The sequence below is a fragment of the Streptomyces sp. NPDC002734 genome, from assembly GCF_040295685.1.
In the GTDB taxonomy this organism is placed as follows: Bacteria; Actinomycetota; Actinomycetes; order Streptomycetales; family Streptomycetaceae; genus Streptomyces.
On sequence record NZ_JBEOVU010000031.1, the window covers coordinates 14,671 to 30,164 of the forward strand.

General features: G+C 72.4%; 13 protein-coding genes. 10 read left to right on the forward strand and 3 right to left on the reverse strand.

Features of this window, described 5'->3' with window-relative positions; translation table 11 throughout:
* The first annotated feature begins 54 nt into the window (after positions 1-54).
* The 5 genes from ABT026_RS24480 (at position 55) to ABT026_RS24500 (ending at position 5,886) form a co-directional block, all read left to right on the forward strand.
* On the forward strand, positions 55-948 hold the full coding sequence (locus tag ABT026_RS24480) for an endonuclease/exonuclease/phosphatase family protein (protein WP_351117295.1): 894 nt from the start codon (positions 55-57) through the stop codon (positions 946-948).
* A gap of 183 nt (positions 949-1,131) precedes the next feature.
* On the forward strand, positions 1,132-3,264 hold the full coding sequence (locus ABT026_RS24485) for a carbon starvation CstA family protein (protein WP_351117296.1): 2,133 nt from the start codon (positions 1,132-1,134) through the stop codon (positions 3,262-3,264).
* Between the two features lie 10 nt (positions 3,265-3,274).
* On the forward strand, positions 3,275-3,472 hold the full coding sequence (locus ABT026_RS24490; protein ID WP_351117363.1) for a CstA-like transporter-associated (seleno)protein: 198 nt from the start codon (positions 3,275-3,277) through the stop codon (positions 3,470-3,472).
* Positions 3,473-3,895: 423 nt separating this feature from the next.
* The gene (locus ABT026_RS24495) at positions 3,896-4,972 is read left to right on the forward strand and encodes a glycoside hydrolase family 11 protein (protein WP_351117297.1); all 1,077 of its coding nucleotides are present in this window, start codon (positions 3,896-3,898) and stop codon (positions 4,970-4,972) included.
* 134 nt (positions 4,973-5,106) lie between these two features.
* The gene (locus ABT026_RS24500) at positions 5,107-5,886 is read left to right on the forward strand and encodes an MmyB family transcriptional regulator (protein ID WP_351117298.1); all 780 of its coding nucleotides are present in this window, start codon (positions 5,107-5,109) and stop codon (positions 5,884-5,886) included.
* Here ABT026_RS24500 and ABT026_RS24505 read toward each other — a convergent pair.
* Positions 5,865-6,287 carry a hypothetical protein gene (locus tag ABT026_RS24505; RefSeq protein ID WP_351117299.1) on the reverse strand — a complete coding sequence of 141 codons (423 nt, stop codon included), beginning with the start codon at positions 6,285-6,287 and terminating at the stop codon, positions 5,865-5,867. The two genes, ABT026_RS24500 and ABT026_RS24505, sit on opposite strands and share 22 nt — an antisense overlap.
* A 125-nt stretch (positions 6,288-6,412) precedes the next feature.
* On the reverse strand, positions 6,413-7,633 hold the full coding sequence (locus ABT026_RS24510) for a cytochrome P450 (RefSeq protein ID WP_351117300.1): 1,221 nt from the start codon (positions 7,631-7,633) through the stop codon (positions 6,413-6,415).
* A 278-nt stretch (positions 7,634-7,911) separates the two neighbouring features.
* Here ABT026_RS24510 and ABT026_RS24515 point away from each other — a divergent pair, with 278 nt between their 5' ends.
* Positions 7,912-10,350 (forward strand): DUF8508 domain-containing protein, encoded by a 2,439-nt coding sequence (locus ABT026_RS24515; protein WP_502968050.1) that lies wholly within the window; start codon positions 7,912-7,914, stop codon positions 10,348-10,350.
* A gap of 241 nt (positions 10,351-10,591) precedes the next feature.
* A complete protein-coding gene (locus tag ABT026_RS24520; RefSeq protein WP_351117301.1) occupies positions 10,592-12,346 on the forward strand; it encodes a serine hydrolase domain-containing protein in 1,755 nt (584 codons plus the stop codon).
* A 148-nt stretch (positions 12,347-12,494) separates the two neighbouring features.
* On the opposite strand, the gene ABT026_RS24525 is transcribed toward ABT026_RS24520, so the two are convergent.
* The gene (locus tag ABT026_RS24525; protein ID WP_351117302.1) at positions 12,495-13,481 is read right to left on the reverse strand and encodes a BtrH N-terminal domain-containing protein; all 987 of its coding nucleotides are present in this window, start codon (positions 13,479-13,481) and stop codon (positions 12,495-12,497) included.
* Positions 13,482-13,681: 200 nt separating this feature from the next.
* Here ABT026_RS24525 and ABT026_RS24530 point away from each other — a divergent pair, with 200 nt between their 5' ends.
* The 3 genes from ABT026_RS24530 to ABT026_RS24540 all read left to right on the forward strand — a co-directional run bounded on the left by ABT026_RS24530 (position 13,682) and on the right by ABT026_RS24540 (position 15,492).
* Positions 13,682-13,894: a hypothetical protein gene (locus tag ABT026_RS24530; RefSeq protein WP_351117303.1), complete on the forward strand. Its 213-nt coding sequence runs from the start codon at positions 13,682-13,684 to the stop codon at positions 13,892-13,894.
* Positions 13,895-14,036: 142 nt separating this feature from the next.
* Positions 14,037-14,840: an SGNH/GDSL hydrolase family protein gene (locus ABT026_RS24535; protein WP_351117304.1), complete on the forward strand. Its 804-nt coding sequence runs from the start codon at positions 14,037-14,039 to the stop codon at positions 14,838-14,840.
* A 31-nt stretch (positions 14,841-14,871) separates the two neighbouring features.
* Positions 14,872-15,492 (forward strand): maltokinase N-terminal cap-like domain-containing protein, encoded by a 621-nt coding sequence (locus tag ABT026_RS24540; protein WP_351117305.1) that lies wholly within the window; start codon positions 14,872-14,874, stop codon positions 15,490-15,492.
* The last annotated feature ends 2 nt before the right edge of the window (positions 15,493-15,494 follow it).

Below are 15,494 nucleotides of genomic sequence, written 5' to 3' on the forward strand. Positions count from 1 at the left end.
TACCGTACTGCGCGCAAGTGCCAAGATCCCCAACAGACTTGAGGGGGCTGCGTGATGCGGCGTCGTCGTACGGCACAACTTCTACTCACCGCGGGACTGCTGGGCGCACTCGTGTTCCCGGGCGCCGCTCCGGCGGGCGCGTACGCGGATCCGCCGGCCGGGGCGGCGACCGTGCCGCTGCGGGTGGTCTCGTACAACATCCACGCGGGGGCGGGGACGGACAACGTCTTCGACCTCGACCGGCAGGTCGAGGAGCTGCGCTCCCTGGACGCGGACGTGATCGGCTTGCAGGAGGTGGACGTCCACTGGGGCGCCAGGAGCGGGTGGCGCGACCTGGCGGCCGAGCTGGGCGCGAGCCTGGGCATGGAGGTGTACTTCGCCCCGATATACAGCCTCGATCCGCTCTCCGCGGACGCCCCGCGCCGCGAGTACGGGGTGGCGGTGCTCTCCCGGTATCCGATCCTGGCGGCCGAGAACCACGACATCACCCGGCTCTCCACCCAGGAGGCGAACCCGGTGCCCGCGCCCGCACCCGGCTTCCCCGAGGTGAGGATCCGGGTCAGGGGCGTCCCGGTGCACGTCTACACCACGCACCTCGACTACCGGGCGGACCCCTCGGTGCGCTCCGCCCAGGTCGCCGACACGCTGCGGATCCTCGACGAGGACTGCGACGCGCACGGCCGCTGTCCACGCCAGATCCTCACCGGCGACTTCAACGCCGTCCATGCCGCCCCCGAGCTGGCGCCCCTCTGGGAGCGCCTGACCGACGCCTCGACCGAGGCCGGGGCGGACGTGCCGACCTACCCGGCGCTCAACCCGAGGACCCGCATCGACTACGTCACGGTGTCCCCGGGCGCGGTCGTGGTCAAGGACGTCACCGTGCCCGAGACCCTGGCCTCGGACCACCGGCCGGTGGTCGCGGACCTGGCCCTCCGCCGAGGGCGCTGACCCCGCCGACCCCTGGCTCGACCTCGACCTACCCAAGGGTGGCCGGATATCGCTCACGCGACCGGCCACCTTTCCTTGTTCCCATCAAATAGGTGACATATGCAACATACCTGATGAGACGCGTGTTACCGCCGTTAGCATCAGTGAAGCGCCAGGAAACCACTGAACGAAAGGCACGTCGACGTGTCCCGCACCAGTCCCCGCAGCATCGCCGCATGGCTGCTGGTGGCAGCCATCGGCGCCGCCGGTTGGGTAGCCATCGCCCTCGCTCGCGGTGAGAAGATTTCGGCCATCTGGATCGTCGCCGCGGCGGTCGGTTCCTACCTCATCGCCCAGCGGTTCTACGCCCGCTTCATCGCCCGCAGGGTTCTCCGCGTGGACGACACGCGGGCCACCCCGGCGGAGCGGCACAACGACGGCGTGGACTACCACCCCACCGACAAGCGGGTGCTCTTCGGCCACCACTTCGCGGCGATCGCGGGCGCCGGCCCGCTGGTCGGCCCCGTCCTCGCGGCACAGATGGGCTACCTGCCCGGCACCATCTGGATCATCGTCGGCGTGATCTTCGCGGGCGCGGTCCAGGACATGGTCGTGCTCTTCTTCTCGACCCGCCGCAACGGCAAGTCGCTCGGCCAGATGGCCCGGGACGAGATCGGACGGATCGGCGGCATCGCCGCGCTGATCGCCGTCTTCGCGATCATGATCATCATCCTGGCCGTGCTGGCCCTGGTGGTCGTGCAGGCTTTGGCCCACTCCGCGTGGGGCACCTTCTCCATCGGCATGACCATCCCGATCGCCCTCTTCATGGGCGGCTACCTGCGCTTCCTGCGTCCGGGCCGGGTCACCGAGGTGAGCCTGATCGGCGTCGTGCTGCTGCTCGCCGCCATCATGGGCGGCCGCTGGGTCTCCGAGTCCTCCTTCGCGGACGCCTTCGTCCTGAGCCCGAAGACCCTGGTGATCTGCCTGGTGGTCTACGGCTTCGTGGCCGCCGTGCTGCCGGTCTGGATGCTGCTCGCCCCGCGTGACTACCTCTCCACGTTCATGAAGATCGGCACGATCGTGCTGCTCGCCGTGGGCGTGCTGGTCGCCAACCCGGACGTCAACGTCCCGGCCGTCTCCGAGTTCGCGAGCAGCGGCACCGGTCCGGTCTTCGCCGGCTCGCTGTTCCCGTTCGCCTTCATCACCATCGCCTGCGGCGCCCTGTCCGGGTTCCACTCCCTGATCTCGGCCGGCACCACGCCGAAGATGATCCAGAAGGAGAGCCAGATCGCGGGCATCGGCTACGGCTCGATGCTGATGGAGTCCTTCGTCGCGATCATGGCGCTGGTCTGCGCCTGCGTCCTGGACCCGGGCCTGTACTACGCGATGAACGCCCCGGCCGGCGTGCTGGGCGACACCGTGCAGTCGGCCTCCCAGGCGGTGGCGGGCTTCGGCTTCACCATCTCGCCCGAGGCGCTCCAGCACGCGGCCGACCAGGTCGGCGAGGAGAGCCTGATCGCCCGCACCGGCGGCGCCCCGACGCTGGCCGTGGGCATGTCGATGGTGCTCGCCAAGGCGTTCGGCTCCACCGGGATGATGTCGTTCTGGTACCACTTCGCCCTCATGTTCGAGGCGCTCTTCATCCTGACCGCGGTGGACGCCGCGACCCGGGTGGGCCGCTTCATGCTGCAGGACACCATCGGCAACGTCGTCCCGCGCTTCCGCGACAAGGACTGGAAGCCGGCCATCTGGCTCTGCTCCGCGCTCGTGGTGCTCTGCTGGGGCTACTTCCTGTGGGTCGGCGTCAGCGACCCGCTCGGCGGGATCAACCAGCTCTACCCGCTGTTCGGCATCGCCAACCAGCTGCTGGCCTCCATCGCGCTGACCATCTCCACCACGCTGCTGATCAAGTCCGGCCGCGCGAAGTGGGCATGGATCACGGCCCTGCCGCTCGCCTGGGCACTGGCCGTGACCATGACCGCGAGCTACCAGAAGCTGTTCTCCGACAACCCCAAGATCGGCTTCTGGGCCCAGCGCTCCACCTACGCGGACGCTCTTGAGGCCGGTGAGGTGCTCGCCCCGGCGAAGAGCCTCGCGCAGATGGAGACGGTGATCACCAACTCCACGGTGACCGGCACGCTGATGGCCGTCTTCGCCGGTCTGACGCTGGTGGTCTTCTTCTCCTGCCTGTGCGTCTCGGTCGCCCACCTGCGCGGCAAGGGCCGGATCCCGCTCCAGGAGGACCCGTACGTCAGGTCCGAGATGGAGGTTCCTTCCTTCTCGCTGCGCAAGCCGCAGACGGACGAGAAGGAACTGGTCGGCGCCGGGGCCGAGTGATGCCCCCGCCCTGACCCGCCTGAGGGAGGCGGGCGCGCGCGCCTGGTGGTACGTGCGCGAGCTGAACGGCGAGCACGCGTACGACCGGTACGTGGCCCACGCCCGCTCCCACGACCCCCACGTGCGGGTGCTGACCCGCCGGGAGTTCGAGAACCGGCGTGTCGACCGGCGCGACGCCGACCCCCGCGAGGGCGGCGGCTGCTGCTGACCGATTCCTCCCTACGGCACGAGGCCCGCCGCACCCCTGGTGCGGCGGGCCTTTTCGGCGGCCTCTTCGGCGCGGGGGAGAGCGCGTGGACGGTTACAACAGGGCTTCTTCCTGGGGCGTTGACCCTCCGAAAACTTTCCGAAACTTTCGACCTCCAGGGTCCGGCACACCCCGACGTCCACTCGTCCTCGGATGCGTCCCCGCACCCTCCCTACCCGGGCGTAACAGCACCGCAGGGTCACGCGGTGTTTCGAAAACGTTGCGCAACTATTGACAACTCCCGCGCCCAGGAAGACTGTTGTGACGCTCTCCGGTCGGGCGTGACATGCGCAGGACCGGTCTTGTCCTCGTCGATGAACGCCGAGGTGCGTTCGGCGTGTCTCCCGGTCACCGACGGTGCCCCCCATGAGGAGGAACACTCGTATGAGCGAGACCCCCCACAACTCCGAAGCACGCCCCGTCAGCCGCAGGAAGCTGGTCCTCGGCGGCGCCGGGGCAGTGGTCGCGGCTGCCGGTTCGGGCCTGTTACTGCCCGGCACCGCGCGTGCCGACCAGGTTCTGACCAGCAACTCCACCGGCACCTACAACGGGTACTACTACTCCTTCTGGACCGACGACCCGGGCTCCGTCACCATGACGCTGGGAGCGGCCGGTCAGTACAGCAGCCAGTGGTCCGACACCAACAACTGGGTGGGCGGCCTCGGCTGGAGCAACGGCAGCCGCCGCAGCGTCACCTACTCCGGCAGCTTCAACCCCGGCAGCAACGGTTACCTGGCCCTGTACGGGTGGACCGCCAACCCCCTGGTCGAGTACTACATCGTCGAGAACTTCGGCCCCTACAACCCCGGCTCGGCCGGCACCAAGCGCGGCACCGTCACCGACGGCGGCGGCACGTACGACATCTACGAGTCGACCCGCACCAACCAGCCCTCCGTGGAAGGCACCGCCACCTTCCAGCAGTACTGGAGCATCCGGCAGAGCAAGCGGAGCAGCGGCACCATCAACACCGGTGTCCACTTCGACGCCTGGCAGAACGCCGGGATGCCGATGGGCGAGTTCAAGTACTACATGATCATGGCCACCGAGGGCTACCAGAGCACCGGCAGCTCCAGCGTCTCCCTGACGGGCGGGAGCCCCACCACTCCCCCGCCGGGCGGCGGCACCAGCACCCCCACGACGCCCCCGCCGGGCGGCGGCACCGGCGCCTGCAGCGCCGCGTACCGTACCTCCAGCTCGTGGCAGGGCGGCTTCAACGGTGAGGTGACCATCACGGCCGGCAGCGGCGGCGTCAACAACTGGAAGGTGCCGTTGACGCTGGCCAGCAACCAGACGATCGTCTCGCTCTGGAACGGCACCATGACGCGGAGCGGCAACGTGGTGACGGTGACCCCGGCCGGCCACAACCGCACCCTCGCCGCGGGCCAGTCCACGTCGTTCGGCTTCACCGCCAGCGGCCCGAGCTCCCCCTCCCCCACGGTCGGCGGCTGCACCGCCGGCTGACTCCGAACCGCTCCACATCCCCCCGCGCGACGGCGCGGCGCCCACGGGCGCCGCGCTGTTGCGCGTGGGGCAGGGCCCTCACGATTCCCCGCAGGGAATGGCCCACACCGCTCCGCGACCGCTACAACAGGGCAGTGGACTTCTCCCGAGCGCTCCGTGAACGCCGTACCCGGCGCCGTCTCAGCCAGCTCGACCTCGCCCTGCGGGCCGGCACCACCCAGCGGCATCTCAGCTTCATCGAGTCCGGCAGGTCCGTCCCCGGACGCAACATGGTGGTGCGTCTGACCGAGTCCCTGGAGCTTCCGCTGCGCGAGCGCAACGAGCTGCTGCTGGCCGCCGGTTACGCGCCCGTCTACCCGGAGACCCCGCTGGACGCCCCGGCCCTCGCTCCCGTCCGTACGGCGATCGACCACGTCCTTACGGGCCATCTGCCGTACCCGGCCGTGGTCGTGGACGGCGCCGGCGATCTGGTCGCCGCCAACGCGGCGTTCGGCGTCGTCACCGAGGGGGCTGCCGAGGAACTGGTGGGACCGGGCAGGAACGTCTACCGGCTCGCCCTGCACCCCGACGGACTGGCTCCCCGCGTCCGCAACCTGGCCGAGTGGGCGCGGCACATACTCGCGCGTCTCGGCCATATGGAGGAGCTGCGGTCCGAGCTCGCCGCCTACGTTCCTCCGCTGGATCCCTCCGCCGCACCCCTGGGCTTCGCCGTGCCGCTGCGCCTGGGCTCCTCCCACGGCGAACTGCACCTGACGACGACCGTGACCACCTTCGCCACCGCTGTCGACGTGACACTGGCCGAACTGAAGCTCGAGGCGTTCCTGCCGGCCGACGGGGCGACGGCGGACGCGCTGACCGCGGCGGCCGGTACGGGAACCTGCTCCCCCGTGGTTCAGGCGCCGGGGAACATGTAGTCGGCCCGGATCCTGCCGTCGTCGTCGAGCAGCAGGACCTCCAGGCCGCCGCCCACCACCTCACCGGTCCCGGTGGACACGGTCTCCCAGCTGAACTTGACCACGTCGTGCAGACGTACGGCGTCGGCTCGCGGCCGGAAGGTGAGTCCCTTCTTCTCGACGAACTCCTCGTGGCTCCGTGCCACCCGGGCCTCGACGGCATCGTGCCCCCGCGCCTCGAGGGTGGTGTGGCCGAAGCCCAGGCCGGCGGCGCGCTCCCTGATCTCGACGGGTGGCTGGAGGATGTGGGCGCCGTCCTCGGCCCACAACCGCTCGACGGCCGCGCGCCGTTCGGCGGCGTCGGCGAGAGTCCACTGGGCGATGTAGCGGTCCGCCAGGTCCTGCGGGTCGATGTCGGGCATCGGTTCTCCTCGTCACGTGGGTCGCTTCGCACCCGATCCTGCGCCGCGTGGCCCACGCCGCCAATTCCCGCCGGGGAATGGCATGCCCGTTCCCGGGGCGGTACCTCCGCCCCGGCTTCGCCGACTCAGCCGGTGATCTCCACGTGGAACTCCCGCAGTTCGTAGCTGCCCAGCGCGCGCTGGAAGGAGACGCGGGGGGCGGTGCGCATCCGCAGGCCCGGTTCGGCGAAGAGGCGGGAGAGGAAGACGTCGGTCTCCAGGATCGCGATGTCCGCACCGGGGCAGCGATGCGGACCGTCGCCGAAGGAGAGGACGGGTGGCGCGTCCGCGCCGCGGGCGGCCTGTCCGGCGCGGGCGGGGCAGAGCAGCTCCGGATCGGAGCCCACCGCGCGCGCGTCGAGGTTCGCCGTCCCGACGTCGATCTCGACCACGGCCCCGACGGGGATCCGGACGCCGCCCTCACCGACCGTGAGCTCCGCGGTGGTGCGGCGGCGCAGGAGGGAGATGACCGGCTCCAGGCGAAGGATCTCCCGGAGCGTCGCGAGGCGCTCCGGTTCGTCGGCGGCACGGTAGGCGGCCAGCAGGTCCTGGTCGGTGAGGAGGTGCCAGGCGGCGAGGGAGACGAACTCACGGGTGGTGACCATGCCGGCGGCGGCGAAGGTGATGCACTCGCCGAGGATCTCGCCGCTCGAGCAGCCCTCGTCGAGCAGGTGGGAGATCAGGTCGTCACGCCGCCTCGCCCGCCGGGCACGGACCGTGGGACGCACGTCCGCCCGGAGGATCCGCAGCCAGTTGCGGTTCTGGCGGGCGATCGTGCGCAGCCCCCTGAGGCTGGTGAAGCCGGGCGTGTCGAACTCCCCGTCCGGGAAGAACGCCTCCAGCCGGCGCTCGAAGCCGGGGCGGGACTCGGTGAGGCCGATGACCTCGGCGGCCACCGCGATCGCGAGCCGGAAGGCGAGCTGGGTGAGGTCGGCCTCCCCGGCCGTGCGCAGCCGGGTCAACTGGGCCTCGGCGACGCGCTCCATGACGGGACGGTAGTGCTCGGCGACCCTGCGGGGCGTGAAGAAGCGTGCGGTCTGGCGGCGGTCCTCGCGGTGCTCGGGGCCGTCGCGGTAGAGGACCGGGCGGCGGTAGACGGAGGGCAGCTTCTCCACCGTCTCCACGCCCAGTCCGGCCTGCACGGTGTCGTGGGAGCGCAGGACCGTCCGCGCCTCGGCGACGCCGGTCACCCGCCAGACGCCGTCCGCGTCGTGCCGGACGGGGCAGCCGCCGGGCGCGGCCGGGGCCTCGCCGTCCGCCGGGCGCGCGATCTTCCGCTCTCCGGTCGCCGGTCCCTTGCCGCGCATCCGCGCCACCTCCCACGCTCGGGGCCCTCCGGGAGCCGTACGGTACGACACGGCCCGGGGCCCCGAACAGGGCGCGGGCGGGGCCTTCCGGGACGGCGACCCCTGACGCACTCGCTCACGTGTTCCCGCTACAGTTCATCCCGCGATTCCAGGGAATTCACGCGCTACCTCTTGGCAGCACGATTTCTACGCGCGTAACTTGAGTCGACCGTCCCGTTGTGTCATTTCCGCCCGTTCCGCGGCTCTTCGCGGCGGGTTCCTTCCGAGGAGTACAAATCGTGCCCAAGTCCGGTGACAAGAGAGCGCGTTGGCGCCATGCCGCACAGGCCATCACGGCGACGGGAGCGGCCGGCGCCTTCGTGCTGACGCCGCTGCCGCAGGCCTTCGCCGCGCCCTCCGGCGGTGCGGTGATCGCCGAGGTGTACGGCGGCGGCGGCAACTCCGGGGCCACCCTCACCCGTGACTTCATCGAGCTGGGCAACGCCGGCGGCACGGCCGTCGACCTGTCCGGCTACAGCGTGCAGTACCTGCCGGGCTCCCCCTCGGCGACGTCCCGCTGGAGCGTCACGCGGGTCACCGGTTCCATAGCCGCGGGCGGCCGTTACCTGATCGCCGAGGCCCAGGGCACCGGCGGCACCACGGCTCTGCCCACCCCGGACGCCTCCGGCTCGATCGCGATGAGCGGCACCAGCGGCACGGTCGCCCTGGTGGCCGGCACCGACGAGCTCGCCTGCAGGACCGCGGCGGACTGCGCGACCGACGAGCGGATCGTCGACCTGGTCGGCTTCGGCACCGCCGCCGTCCGCGAGACCAGCCCGGTCACCGGCGCCTCGAACACCGCCTCGGTGGCCCGCGCGGCCTCCCTCGCGGACACCGACGACAACTCCGCCGACCTCACCGCCGGCACGCCCACCCCGGTCAACGCCAAGGGCGAGACCCCGGGCACCGGCGGCGGTGACGGTGGCGGCGAGGAGCCCGGCGACCCGGGCACCCCCGGCGCGGTCCGCGTCCACGACATCCAGGGCACCACCCGCCGCTCCCCGCTGACCGGCGCGACGGTCACCAACGTCCCCGGCATCGTCATCGGCGTGCGTGACAGCGGTTCCAAGGGCTTCTGGATCCAGGACACCCAGGCCGACGCCGACCCGCGCACCAGCGAGGCGCTCTTCGTCTACACCGGCTCCGCCGCCCCGACCGTGAAGGCCGGCGACAGCGTCCTGGTCAGCGGCAAGGTCGCCGAGTACGCGCCGAGCAGCACCACCCAGTCGATCACCCAGATCTCCGGTCCGAAGACCTCGGTGCTCTCCTCCGGCAACGCGGTTCCCGCCGCGGTCGTGCTGGGCCCGGCGAACCTGCCCGACGACTACGCCCCGGACGCGGGCGGCGGCTCCATCGAGAGCCTGCCGCTCCAGCCGGCCCTGTACGCCCTGGACTTCCTCGAGGCCACCGAGGGCATGCGTGTCCAGGTCGCCGACGCCCGGGTGGTCGGCGCGACCACCGAGTACGACGAGGTGTACGTCACCGCCAAGCCCGAGCAGAACCCCTCGGTCCGCGGCGGCACCGTGTACCTGGGCTACGACGGCCAGAACTCGGGCCGCGTCAAGATCGAGTCGCTCGGCCCCGAGATCCCCGAGGCCAACGTCGGCGACACGCTGGCCGGCGCCACCACCGGCCCGCTGGACTACGACTCCTACGGCGGCTACACGCTGATGGCCACCGAGCTGGGCTCCCACGTGCCGGGCGGTCTGGAGCGCGAGGTGACGCGTCCGCAGCTCGACAAGGAGCTGGCGATCGCCACGTACAACGTGGAGAACCTGGACGCCCTGGACCCGCAGGAGAAGTTCGACCGCCTGGCCGAGGGCGTGGCGGTCAACCTCGCCGCCCCGGACGTCGTCGCGCTGGAGGAGATCCAGGACGACAACGGCGCCACCGACGACGGCACGGTCTCCTCCGAGCAGACCCTGACCCGCTTCACCGACGCGATCGTCGCGGCCGGCGGCCCCCGCTACAGCTGGCGCTACGTCGCCCCGCAGGACAAGGCGGACGGCGGCGAGCCGGGCGGCAACATCCGCCAGGTCCTCCTCTACAACGAGGAGCGCCTGACGTTCACGGACCGCGCCGCCACGGACGCGAGCGCCGCGACCGAGGTCGTCGCCACGAAGAAGGGGGCGCAGCTGAGCGTCTCCCCGGGCCGGATCGCCCCGTCGAGCGACGCCTGGAAGAGCAGCCGCAAGCCGCTGGTGGGCGAGTTCAAGTTCCACGGCGAGCAGGTCTTCGTGATCGCCAACCACTTCTCCTCCAAGGGCGGCGACGCCCCGATGCACGGCAAGTTCCAGGAGCCCTCGCGGTCCTCGGAGGAGCAGCGCCACCGCCAGGCGAAGGAGGTCCACGACTTCGTCGCCGAGCTGCTGGCGGCCGACCCGAAGGCGAAGGTGGTCGTCCTCGGCGACATCAACGACTTCCAGTTCTCGAAGACCACCGAGATCATGACGGGCGCCGGCTCCCTGCTGACCCCGCTCGTCAACACGCTGCCCGTCGAGGAGCGTTACACCTACGTCTACGAGGGCAACTCGCAGACGCTGGACCAGACGCTGGTCAGCCCGTCGGTGGTCGCCTACGACTACGACATCGTGCACCTGAACGCGGAGTTCGCCGACCAGGCGAGCGACCACGACCCGCAGGTCGTGCGCATCGACGTCAAGAAGGGCCGCAAGTAGCGGTCCCCGCTCCACCCGCCGCGGCCCGTCCGGAACACTCCGGGCGGGCCGCGGTGCGTTCCGCCCGCGTCCGGCGGTCGGTCGGTCGGTCGGCGGGCACTATTGACAGAGCATGGTCACGGAAGGAAGGTTTCAGCGCCCGAGGGTCGTGGTGAAAGATTCTTTCGGAGGTCCTGTGCGCTACAGAGGAATCAGCAGACGCCGGTTCGGAGCGGGGGCCCTGGCCCTGGGAGGTGCGGTGATGGTCACGCCTCTCGGCGGCGGGGCCGCCGCGGCGGCCGGAGGGTCGTCCGGCGGCTCGGCGGACGACGCATCGGGTGACGGCGCGTCGGGTGACGGCGCCGGGCGCCGGCCGACGCTGCGCCGTGGGTCGGCCGCGCGGGCCGGGCTCCTCGCCGGGCACCTGGCGGAGATCACCGCGGTCGCCGAGCGGTACCTCGGTCCCTCCCCCACCCGGCCGTACTGGGCGGGCGCGGTGGTCCTGGCCGGGCGCGGCGGCACGGTGGCCCTGGAGACGGCCGTCGGCAAGGCGGTCCGCTACGCCGACTACGACGCGGACACCGGCGAGGCGGTGGAGTTCCCGCCCGGGGAGCAGATCGACGCCACCCCGGACACCGTCTACGACCTGGCCTCCCTCTCCAAGCTGTTCACCTCGCTGCTGGTGGTCCAGCAACTGGAGCGCGGCCGGATCGAGCTGGAGGCGCCCGCCGCCCGCTACGTGCCGGAGTTCGCCGGCGGCGGCAAGCAGGACGTCACCGTCCGGCACCTGCTCACGCACACCTCGGGCATGCCCGCCTGGATCGCCCTGTACCGGCAGCCGGACCGTGAGGCGATGCTGAAGGCCCTGTGGGCGGTGGAGCCGACGGACCCGCCGGGCACCGTCTACCGGTACTCCGACCTCAGCCTGATCACCCTTCAGCTGGTGCTGGAGCGGGTCACCGGCAAACCGCTGGACCTCCTGCTGGCCGAGGAGATCACCGGGCCGCTGGGCCTGACCCGCACCCGCTACAACCCGCCCGCCGACTGGCGGCCGCGGATCGCCGCCACCGAGGTGTCCCGGCCGCCGTGGGCCGGCCTGGACCGGGGCCTGGTGTGGGGCGAGGTGCACGACGAGAACGCGTACGCCCTGGGCGGCGTGGCGGGGCACGCCGGGGTCTTCTCGTGCGCCTGGGACCTGGCGGTGCTGGCCCGCACTCTCCTCAACGGCGGGGAGTACGGCAGGGTCCGCCTGCTCTCCGAGGAGTCGGTGGAGCTGCTGTTCTCCGACTTCAACACCGCCTTCCCCGGCAACAGCCACGGGCTGGGGTTCGAGCTGAACCAGCACTGGTACATGGGCGCCATGGCCACCCCGCGCACGGCGGGGCACACCGGCTTCACCGGGACCTGCATCGTGCTGGACCCGACGACCGACTCGTTCCTGGTCCTGCTGGGCAACTCGGTGCACCCGGTGCGCACCTGGCGGTCCGGCTCGGCGCCGCGGCAGGCGGCGGGCGAGCGGATGGCCCGCGCCGTCGCGGTGCCGCCCGCGCACGGGGACGCGGCCTGGTTCGGCGGCATGACCACGGCCTCCCAGGCGGTGCTGACGCTGCCCGCGCTGGACACCTCGGCGGAGTCCGCCCGGCTCACCGGTGACCTGTGGTGGGACACCGAGGCGACCTGGGACGTGCTGTGCGCCGAGGTCTCCACCGACGGCGGCGTCACCTGGAGCGCCCTGCCGTTCACCACCCGGGCCCCGCACGACGAGCCGGTCGCGCGTCCCGACGGGCGGGTGTCGGGCTTCAACGGCCGCGTCTGGCACCGGTTCGCCGCCGAGCTGCCGGCCTCCACGGCCACGCTGGTCCGGTGGCGGTACACCACCGACGCGCGGTACGTGGGCCGGGGCGTCTACGTCGGCGCGCAGAAGGCCGCCGCCGGAAACACGCTGCTGTACGCCGACGCCCGCCCGGCCGACCTGGCCAGGGTGACCGCGGAGGGGTGGACGCGGGAACGGGACTGAGGCGGGCGCGGCGGGCGCGGCGGGCCGGGGCCGGGCGGGGCCGCCGCGACCGGGGCCGGCTCCGGTGGCACGAGCGCGGGCGGGGCGGGCACGGGCGGCTCCGGCGTGGGCCGGGCGGGCACGGGCGGCTGCACCGACGCGGACCAGGTCAACCGAGGTGGACGAGCTGCTCCATGGCCTCCCGTTCCAGCCGGGAGAGGTCGCGGAGCAGCTCCGCCGCCTCCGTCAGGTGCCGCTCCTCGCCCGTCCCGCCGGCCAGGGTGACGAGTTCGGCCACCCGCGTCCACCGGGTGGCCGCCTCGGTGTAGAGCCGCAGGCCCTCACGCAGCGGGGCGCTGTCCAGCCGCTGGGCGCACTCGTCGAGGAAGTCGCGGTAGAGGTTGCGGAAGAGCGCGCCGCCGGTGCCGCCCTTCTCCATCAGGAGGGCGGCCTGCGGCAGGTCCCGCGCGGGGTCGGTGGCGCGCTCGAGCCAGGTCGGCGCCAGCTTGCCGGCCTTCTCGATGCCCCGGTGCCCGAGGTTGGCGATGGGCGGGTGGAGGAACGCCTCCGCGCAGGCGGTGATCGCGGGCACGATCCTGCTCCACGGGGAGGGCGCGTCCGCGGGGACGTCGAGGGTGAAGGAGCGGTGCCGGGCGGTCATCGGGCCGCGCTCGGCCCGGGCGGCGGCCAGCGCGTCCAGACCGGTGGAGACCGCGCCGCCCTGCTGGTCGGTGTCCACCAGGAGGGCGCGCTCGTCGTCGTAGCCGTAGAGGGCGACGACGTGTCCGCCGAAGTGGACCTTCGACGTGAAGTACTCGAGGTGGTAGCTGTCCAGCTGCAGCCCGACCGGACGCCCCGCGTCCACGGCGGTCACCACGTTCTTCCACGCCGTGCGCGGGGAGGTCGTCTCCCGCACCGTCAGTTCCAGGCCGAGGTTGGCCGCGAGGTTCCGGGTCAGCTCGAACGGCTTGACCCTGCCTCCCAGGAACGGGAAGTCCATGGTCCTGCTGTCCCAGTAGACGAAGGACAGGCCGGAACCCAGCCCGAAGAGCATGGGCTCGGACAGATCGAGGTCCTGGTGCCGCAGCAGCACCCCCAGGGCCGACGTCTCGCAGTGGCGCGTGCCGCGGGGTTCGATGTCTTCGACGATGCTCACCCCGCCATGGTGCCCCGGGGCGGGACGGTTCGCCGGACCGTCCGCCGCGCCGTCGGCGCCCCGCCGAGTCGTCCGTGCTCCCGGCGGGGGCCGTCGGCGCGCCGCCACCGCCGACGGCCCGGCCCCGGGGCACGATCGGGCTCACGGGTCGCCGCCGCGGACGGGTGCGGGGCCCGGAGCCGAGTGACCGAGGAGGACGAATGACCACCGACACCGTCGGCCGGTTCCTGCACGCCCTGAGCCCCGACCACCGCGCGGACGTCGAGCGGCGTCCCCGCGAGGAACAGGAGCGCCTCGCCGACGCCTGGGAGACCGAACTCGCGGACGACCAGGACCTGGACACACTGAGCGAGCTCTCCGTCCCCGCCGCGGAGAGCGAGGCGGCGGCGCGGGTGATGCGCAAGCTGGGCTGATCCCCCGGCGACGGCCCGCCGGACTCCGCCCGTCCACGCCCACGCGAACGCGGACGTGGAGGCGGGCTCGGGCGTGGACGCGGGTTGATTCTCGGGGACGCGGACACCAAGCTGACTCCGCGCATCGAGGAGAGGACCGCCGATGACCGAGGCCGGACACCCGTTCCGCCGTTACGTCGCTCTGGGAGACAGCCAGACCGAGGGCATGGGGGACGGTGACGACGCCTCGGGGCTGCGCGGTTTCGCCGACCGACTCGCGGAGCGGCTCGCCGAGGACGCGCCCGGCCTCGTCTACGCCAACCTGGCGATACGCGGACGGGTCGCCGGGCAGGTGCGCGCGGAGCAGCTGGCGCCCGCGCTGGCCCTGCGCCCCGACCTGGCCACCGTGGTCGCCGGGGTCAACGACCTGCTGCGGCCGAAGTTCGACGCCGACGAGGTGGCCGGTCACCTGGAGGCGATGTTCGTGGCGCTGACCGCGGCCGGCGCGCGGGTCGCCACGGTCACCTTCCCGGACCCGGCCGGGATGACGCCGCTGGGCCGGGCGCTCACCCCGCGGGCCCTGGCGCTCAACGACCGCATCCGCGAGGCGGCCCGGCGGCACGGGGTCGCGCTGGTGGACGCGGCCGCTCATGCGGTGATCACCGACCGCCGCCTGTGGAGCCCGGACCGGCTGCACGCGAGTCCGCTCGGACACGAGCGGATCGCCGCCGCCCTGGCCCACGCCCTGGAACTGCCGGGCAGTGACGACACGTGGACGCGGCCGCTCCCCCCGACGGCCGTCGCGCCGCCCGTCGGCCTGCACGCCTTCACCACCGAGCTGCGGTGGCTCGGTTCCTTCCTGGGGCCCTGGCTGGTCCGGCGGCTGAGGGGCCGGTCCTCCGGGGAGGGCCGCACCGCGAAACGTCCACAGCTCCTGCCGCTGCGGACCACACCCGGACTGGAATGATGACGCCATGTCAGTCATTCACCGAACGACGATGGCTCCCACGAAGGTGGAGCTGCTGACCGCGTGGCTGCCCGGCCGCCCCTGGTACCGGGGCACGGGGACGCCCCGGCTGGAACGGGCCGGTGGTTTCCGGCTCGACGATCCCGCCGGGGAGGTGGGCATCGAGTTCGCGGTGCACGAGGACGCCGACGGCACCGTGTACCACCACGCGATGACCTATCGCGGCGCGCCGCTGGAGCGGGCCGAGGAGGCGCTGATCGGCACCAGCGAGCACGGGGTGCTGGGCACCCGCTGGGTCTACGACGCGACCCGGGACCCGGTGGCGGTCGAGCAGATCGTGGCGTTGCTGCGGGGACGCGCGGTGCCGCAGGCGCAGAGCGAGAGCGACACCCCGGACACCTCGGTGGTGGCCTCCTACGGAGGGCCGCTTCCGGGCGGGGTGACCGGGTCGCCGTCCGTGGTGGACGGCGAGAGATGGACGGACGTGCTGCTGGACGGGGTCACCCTGCGGGTGCTGCGGGTGCTCGAGGAGGCGCCGGAGGGCGAGACGGCCGGTCTGCTGCCCCCGGGCGTCACCGCGGGCTGGACCGGCGGGGGCGAGCCGCGGCGCGGAGCCTTCGTCCGGGTCCTCCCCGCCTCCCTGCCGGTCTGACC

What these genes read in the sequence shown, in the direction of transcription:
- ABT026_RS24505 (WP_351117299.1), bottom strand. Translation starts at nt 6,287, where the DNA reads ATGCCCGACATCGACCCGCAGGACCTGGCGGACCGCTACATCGCCCAG.
- ABT026_RS24530 (WP_351117303.1), top strand. Translation starts at nt 13,682, where the DNA reads ATGACCACCGACACCGTCGGCCGGTTCCTGCACGCCCTGAGCCCCGAC.
- ABT026_RS24480 (WP_351117295.1), top strand. Translation starts at nt 55, where the DNA reads ATGCGGCGTCGTCGTACGGCACAACTTCTACTCACCGCGGGACTGCTG.
- ABT026_RS24510 (WP_351117300.1), bottom strand. Translation starts at nt 7,633, where the DNA reads ATGCGCGGCAAGGGACCGGCGACCGGAGAGCGGAAGATCGCGCGCCCG.
- ABT026_RS24495 (WP_351117297.1), top strand. Translation starts at nt 3,896, where the DNA reads ATGAGCGAGACCCCCCACAACTCCGAAGCACGCCCCGTCAGCCGCAGG.
- ABT026_RS24540 (WP_351117305.1), top strand. Translation starts at nt 14,872, where the DNA reads ATGGCTCCCACGAAGGTGGAGCTGCTGACCGCGTGGCTGCCCGGCCGC.
- ABT026_RS24535 (WP_351117304.1), top strand. Translation starts at nt 14,037, where the DNA reads ATGACCGAGGCCGGACACCCGTTCCGCCGTTACGTCGCTCTGGGAGAC.
- ABT026_RS24520 (WP_351117301.1), top strand. Translation starts at nt 10,592, where the DNA reads ATGGTCACGCCTCTCGGCGGCGGGGCCGCCGCGGCGGCCGGAGGGTCG.